The 5750-nt window shown below is 65.5% G+C and carries 6 protein-coding genes; 2 read left to right on the top strand and 4 right to left on the bottom strand.

Features of this window, described 5'->3' with window-relative positions; translation table 11 throughout:
• Window positions 1-153 precede the first annotated feature (153 nt).
• A complete protein-coding gene (gene prpC, locus VD811_11590) occupies window positions 154-1278 on the bottom strand; it encodes a 2-methylcitrate synthase (GenBank protein HXV21616.1) in 1125 nt (374 codons plus the stop codon).
• A complete protein-coding gene (gene prpB, locus VD811_11595; GenBank protein ID HXV21617.1) occupies window positions 1275-2165 on the bottom strand; it encodes a methylisocitrate lyase in 891 nt (296 codons plus the stop codon). The genes prpC and prpB overlap by 4 nt, the downstream gene beginning before the upstream one ends.
• Before the next feature lie 199 nt (window positions 2166-2364).
• Here prpB and VD811_11600 point away from each other — a divergent pair, with 199 nt between their 5' ends.
• Both VD811_11600 and VD811_11605 read left to right on the top strand, forming a co-directional pair.
• Window positions 2365-2835, top strand: coding sequence for an RT0821/Lpp0805 family surface protein (locus VD811_11600; GenBank protein HXV21618.1), 471 nt, complete (start codon window positions 2365-2367; stop codon window positions 2833-2835).
• Between the two features lie 60 nt (window positions 2836-2895).
• The gene (locus VD811_11605) at window positions 2896-3108 is read left to right on the top strand and encodes a hypothetical protein (protein ID HXV21619.1); all 213 of its coding nucleotides are present in this window, start codon (window positions 2896-2898) and stop codon (window positions 3106-3108) included.
• 109 nt (window positions 3109-3217) lie between these two features.
• Here the strand turns inward: VD811_11605 and VD811_11610 are convergent, their stop codons facing one another.
• Window positions 3218-4915, bottom strand: a complete 1698-nt coding sequence (locus VD811_11610) for a cation:proton antiporter (protein HXV21620.1) — start codon at window positions 4913-4915, stop codon at window positions 3218-3220.
• 130 nt (window positions 4916-5045) lie between these two features.
• Window positions 5046-5750: tol-pal system protein YbgF (gene ybgF / locus VD811_11615; protein ID HXV21621.1), on the bottom strand; the 705-nt coding region annotated here is incomplete at its 5' end.

The following is a 5750-nucleotide window of genomic DNA, read 5'->3' on the forward strand; positions in this document are numbered from 1 at the left end:
CATCAGACACCGAGAGCAACAAGGTGAAGTTTCCCCTCCCCTGGTGGGAGGGGATAAAGGGGAGGGGGAAGCCTGCATGCTCACCCTCACCCCGACCCTCTCCCATCAAGGGAGAGGGAGAAGTGCCAAAACCTCCGAGTCTCTGTGGCCAATTCAGTTTCTTTGCTCGATCGGCACGTACGGCCGCGGCGCCGGGCCGGTATAGTCGGCGGTGGGGCGGATCAGCTTGTTGGCGGCGCGCTGCTCGATGATGTGCGCCGACCAGCCGGCGATGCGGGCGAAGACGAAGACCGGGGTGAACATCGCCGTCGGGATGCCGGCGACGTGGTAGGCCGAGGCGCTGTAGAAGTCGAGGTTGGGGAAGAGCTCCTTCTCGCGCCGCATCACCTGGTCGATGCGTTCGGAGACCTCGAACAGCGCCTCCTTGCCGGCCGCCGCGCAGAGCCGCTTCGCCCAGGCCTTGATCAGGTCGGAGCGCGGGTCGGCCGTCTGGTAGACCCGGTGGCCGAAGCCCATCACCTTCTCCTTGCGCCCGAGCATCGCGAGCAGCTCCGCTTCCGCCTCCTCGGCCGAGGCAAAGCGGGAGATGAGCCGGAACGCCTCCTCGTTGGCGCCGCCGTGCAGGGGGCCGCGCAGAGTGCCGATGGCCGCGGTGACCGCCGAGTAGAAGTCGGAGAGGGTCGAAGCGGTCACCCGCGCCGAGAAGGTCGAGGCGTTGAACTCGTGCTCGGCGTAGAGGACCAGGGAGGCGTTGAGCATTTGCCGGTGCAGTTCCTCGGGGGGACGGCCGTGCAGCAGGCGCAGGAAGTGCCCGGCGTGGCTCGCCTCCTCCGTTCCGGTCTCGATGCGCTTGCCGTTCCGCTGGAAGTGATGCCAGTAGCAGAGCATGCCGGGGAAGGTCGCAAGCAGGCGGTCGGCGACCTGGAGCCCGTCGCGCCCCACCCCTTCCGGCTCCAGCGTCCCCAGAGCACTGCAGCCGGTGCGCAGCACGTCCATCGGATGGGCGCTGGCCGGCAGCTGCTCGAGGACGAGCCGCAGTGCCGCCGGCAGACCGCGGAACCCGCTGAGACGCTTGCGGTAGGCGGCCAGCTCTTCGGCGGTGGGAAGTTTTTCGTAGAGCAGCAGATAGGCCACCTCCTCGAAGGCGGCCTGAGCGGCCAGATCACCGATAGAGTAGCCGCGGTAGTTGAGCCCCAGTCCTTTCTTGCCGACGGTGCTGATGGTGGTGTCACCGGCGATGACGCCGGCCAGTCCCGGAAACTTTTGCGTACTGGTCATGGCTTCTTCTCCCTGGCAAAGAGCCGGTCGAGCCTCTCCTCGCAGGCGTGGTAGCCGAGGAGCTGGTAAAGCTCGTCGCGGCTCTGCATGATGTCGATTACGCTCTGTTGCGTCCCCGCCTCGCGGATGGTCCGGTAGACCCGCAACGCCGCGGCACTCATGGCGCGAAAGGCCGACAACGGATAGAGGGCGAGGGCGACGCCGGCGCCTCTGAGCTCCTCGAGGGTGAAAAGGGGGGTGCGCCCAAATTCGGTGAGGTTGGCCAGGACCGGAATGCCGGCCGCCTCGACGAACCGCCGGTACTGATCGAGTTCGCCCAGCGCCTCGGGAAAGAGCATGTCGGCGCCGGCCTCCCGGTAGCGGCAGGCACGCTCGACGGCCGCCGCCAGCCCCTCGACGGCCAGCGCGTCGGTGCGCGCCATGATGACGAAGGCGGGATCGGTCCGGGCGTCGACCGCAGCCTTGATCCGGTCGACCATTTCGGCCACGTCGACCAGCGCCTTGCCGGGCCGGTGGCCGCAGCGCTTGGCCGCCACCTGGTCTTCCAGGTGCAGACCGGCTGAACTGGCCCTCTCCAGCTCCCGCACCGTGCGGCCGATCATGAGGGCGCCGCCGAAACCGGTGTCGGCATCGACCAACAGGGGGAGCGAGGTGGCGGCGGTCAGCCGGCGCACCTCCTCGAGAACTTCCGTCAGGCTCGTCATCCCCAGATCGGGGAGACCGTGTGAGGCGTTGGCTACCCCGGCGCCGGAGAGGTAGAGGGCGCGGAAGCCGACCGATTCCGCCATGATCGCGGCATAGGCGTTGATCGCCCCCACCAGCTGCAGGGGCTGCTCTTCCTTCAGGACGGCGCGCAGCCGGCCGCCCGGTGTCAGGCGTTCATTCATGGCTGTCTCCCGATAGGGATCGACTACTTCAAAGCTACCGGAGAAAAGGTCCTCGTCAACCCCCCGCTAGCTTCAGCGACCGGCCGTGCTTTGTCCCCTGTTGCTTCTCTTGATAGTCTGCAAGCCTGTCGTTATACTGGTAGAAAAGGGTGCCGAAGCGTCGGCGCTCGCCGCAACAGCGACCAGAGGAGAAAAGGCGATGAAAAGGATTCTGGCGGTTGTTATGATTCTGGGGCTCATCCTGACCGGCTGCAGCCCCCACATGGGGCCGAAGGAGACGGGGGGAACCCTGCTCGGGGCCGGGGCCGGGGCGCTGCTCGGCTCCCAGATCGGCAGCGGACGGGGCACCATCGTGGCGGTCGCCGTCGGCACCTTGGCCGGCGCCCTCTTCGGCCAGGAGATCGGCAGATCCCTCGACCGCGCCGACCAGTTGATGATGGAGCGCAATGCCCAGTATGCCCTGGAAAGTACCCGGACCAACGTAGCGACCACCTGGCGAAACCCGGATACCGGCAATTACGGCTCGATCACCCCGGTTGAGACCTATCGGACAAGCCAGGGTCAGTACTGCCGGGAGTACACCCAGACGGTGGTCGTCGGTGGCCAGACGCAGCAGGCCTACGGTACCGCCTGCCGGCAGCCCGATGGCAGCTGGCTGATCGTCAAGTAGTCGTCTTTGCCGCAATCGCACAGGAGTAATTTCTTTGACTGCAGCTGGATGTATATCCGTGTGCCAAGGGTCGCCATGACCCCCCTCCCCTCCTCCTCCGTTCGCCGCGGCCGGCTGCTGAAGAACATTGCCCTGTGCTGTGCCATGAGTGGCTTCGCCCTCGAGCTGGGTGGGGGCATCACCGGCCAGTGGGTAGTCTTCAAAGTCGGCCTTTTCCTCTTCCTGCTGGCTTTTCCACTCTTCATCCTCGGCCTGTTTCTCGGCCGGCGCTGACCTTCCCGAAACGCCGCAGGGGCGACCCAAAGGCCGCCCCTGCATGGCGTAATCAGCAATCAACCCAACCCTTTTGACTCAAACCTTTCAAACCGGGTGACTCATTCGCTCAGCGCCCCTGACCGCTCCTGACCAGGGCCAGGAATTCGGTGAAGGTGGCGACACCCACTGCCTGTTCCCGGAGTTCCTTGACCTTGAAGGTGGTGGCGATGTCGGCCAGGATTTCCAGTTGCGCCCCGTCATCGTGCACCGGCGTCAGGATGAGGAAGATGACATGGGCCGGGGTGCCGTCCGGAGCATCGAAGTCGATGCCGGCGGTCGACAAACCGACTGTTACGACCGGCATCGCCAGGCCCCGCAGACGCGCGTGGGGGACGGCGATGCCGTTGCCGATGCCGGTGGCCATGAGCTGCTCGCGGACCAGGACGCCATCGCAGACCTCCGCCGCGTCGAGTCCGGTGACCTCGGCCGCGGCGTTTGCCAGTTCGGTGATCGCCTCCAGCCGGGAGCGGGACCTGAGGTGATTGACGAAGGTGCGGGGGGTGAAGAAGTCGGTGAAGCGCCGGGGTTTTTTCAGATGCAGCACGCGCTGCAGCAGCGGACCACTCATCAGGGAGGTGACCAGGGCCATGACCACCAGGGCGACGAAGAGCCGCTCGCCGATCAAACCGTACTTGAGGGCGAGCAGCCCCAGGATAATTTCCATGGCGCCACGGGCGTTCATGCCGAACCCGAGAGCCCACGCCTCGCGGCGGGCAAGACCGCTCAGGCGGCCGGCGAGGCCGCAGCCGAGGACCTTGCCGAGGGTGGCGATGACCAGCACGGTGAGCACCAGTTGCAGATCGAAGTGCGCGAGGAAGTTGACCTTCAGGCCGATGCTGGCGAAGAAGAGCGGGGCAAAGATGAAGGAGACGAACTGTTCGATGGTGGCCCGGGTGCGTTCGCGAAGGTGCTTGGAGTCGCCAATGGCCACACCGGCCAGGAAGGCGCCGAAAATGGCGTGGATACCGATCCACTCGGTGAACGCTGCGGAGACCAGGGCAAGCGACAGGGCGAAGCCGAGCACACCGCCCGGCCAGCTCAGGTGTGCATGAATCCAGGGGAGGATCCGATGGATCAGCCAGCGCCCGACCGTCAGCATGCCGAGAGCGAAGCCAAGGGTCAGCCAGATGGTCTGGCCGATACTCATGGCGTGGGCCGCCCCGGTCCCGAGCATGCCGAGGATGATGGCGAAGATGATCCACCCGACCAGGTCGTTGAAGACGGCGGCGGCCACCACCAGCATCCCGAGGTCGCTGCGGTAGAGGTTGAGGTCCATCAGTGTCTTGGCGATGACCGGCAGCGCCGTGATGGAGAGCGCGGTGGCCATGAACAGGGCGAAAATCAGTGGGTCTGCCCCGATCTCGCGTCCCATCATCCGGGGAAAGAACCAGGCGGCCACGAAGCCGACGGCGAAAGGACCGACAATACCGGCGATGCCGACGTTGATAGCCGTCTTCCCCTGGCGCCAGATGGAGGAAAGATCGACCTCCAGCCCGGCCACCAGCAGAAAGAGCGTGATGGCCAGGGCCATCAGCCCGTCGAGGGCCAGCGCCCCGCCCCCCTGCTGGGGGAAGAGGTAGGCGCTCCAGACTGGGGCGAGGGCGCCGAAGATTGTGGGGCCCCAGAGGACACCGGCCATGATTTCGCCGAGGACCGACGGCAGGTTGAACCGCCGCGCCGTCTCGCCGAGAAGCCGGGCGGACGCCAGCAGCAGGCCGAGGGCCAGGAACATGGCGGTGATTTCGCTGTGGGTCAGGGTACTCATGGCTGCCTGTCTCCGGGAGACTCAGCATAGCCAAGTTTCCCCGGAACTGCAAAAGCGAAAACCAGGCGGCTTAAAAAAAAGGGGGCGGTCATTCGGCCGCCCCCCCAGAATGGTGTCTGCCCGTCCGGCGTCAGGATTTCTTCCATTCCGCCAGTTTTTCCTTGGCCTTTTTCGCCTCTTCCGAAAGCGGAAAGGTGTCGATCAGTTTCTGCAGAATGACCCGGGCGTTCTTCAGGTCACCCAAGGCATGAAAGGCCAGCCCCTGCTTGAGCAGGGCAGCGGCCACCTTGGGATGATCCCCGTACTTCTGGATGACCTCCTGAAACTGGAGAATGGCGTTCTCGTACTTCCTGTCGCCGTACCAGCCCTCGCCGATCCAGTACGTGGCGTTGACCGCCAGATCGTGTTTCGGATAACGCTGCAGAAACTCCTGGAGCCACTGCCGGCCGCCGGCAAAATCCCCCTGCTTCTGGATCAGCTCCAGGCCACGCTCGTAGAGAGCCTCGGGTGTCTCTGCCGGGGCCGCCGGGGCCGGTTGTGCCTTGGCCTGCTCCGCCAGCCTGGCCAGCCGATCCTCCAGTGCTGTCACCTTGAGGGCCAGATCGTCCCGCACCAGGGAGAGATCACTCCCCAGTTGGGCCCGCGCCCGCGCCATGTCCTCAAAACGGCCATGGACCGACTGGAATTCGACCCGCAGAGTGTCGAGCCCCGCCTGCAGGTCGGCCTGCTGCCGGGTGAGGAGATCGAGGCGCTCCCTGCCTTGCCGATCATCCTTCATGCCGACCACATTGCGCTCAAGTTCGGCCAACCGCCGCTTCATCTCCTGCAGGTCACT

This window comes from Desulfuromonadales bacterium (assembly GCA_035620395.1).
In the GTDB taxonomy this organism is placed as follows: domain Bacteria; phylum Desulfobacterota; class Desulfuromonadia; order Desulfuromonadales; family DASPGW01; genus DASPGW01.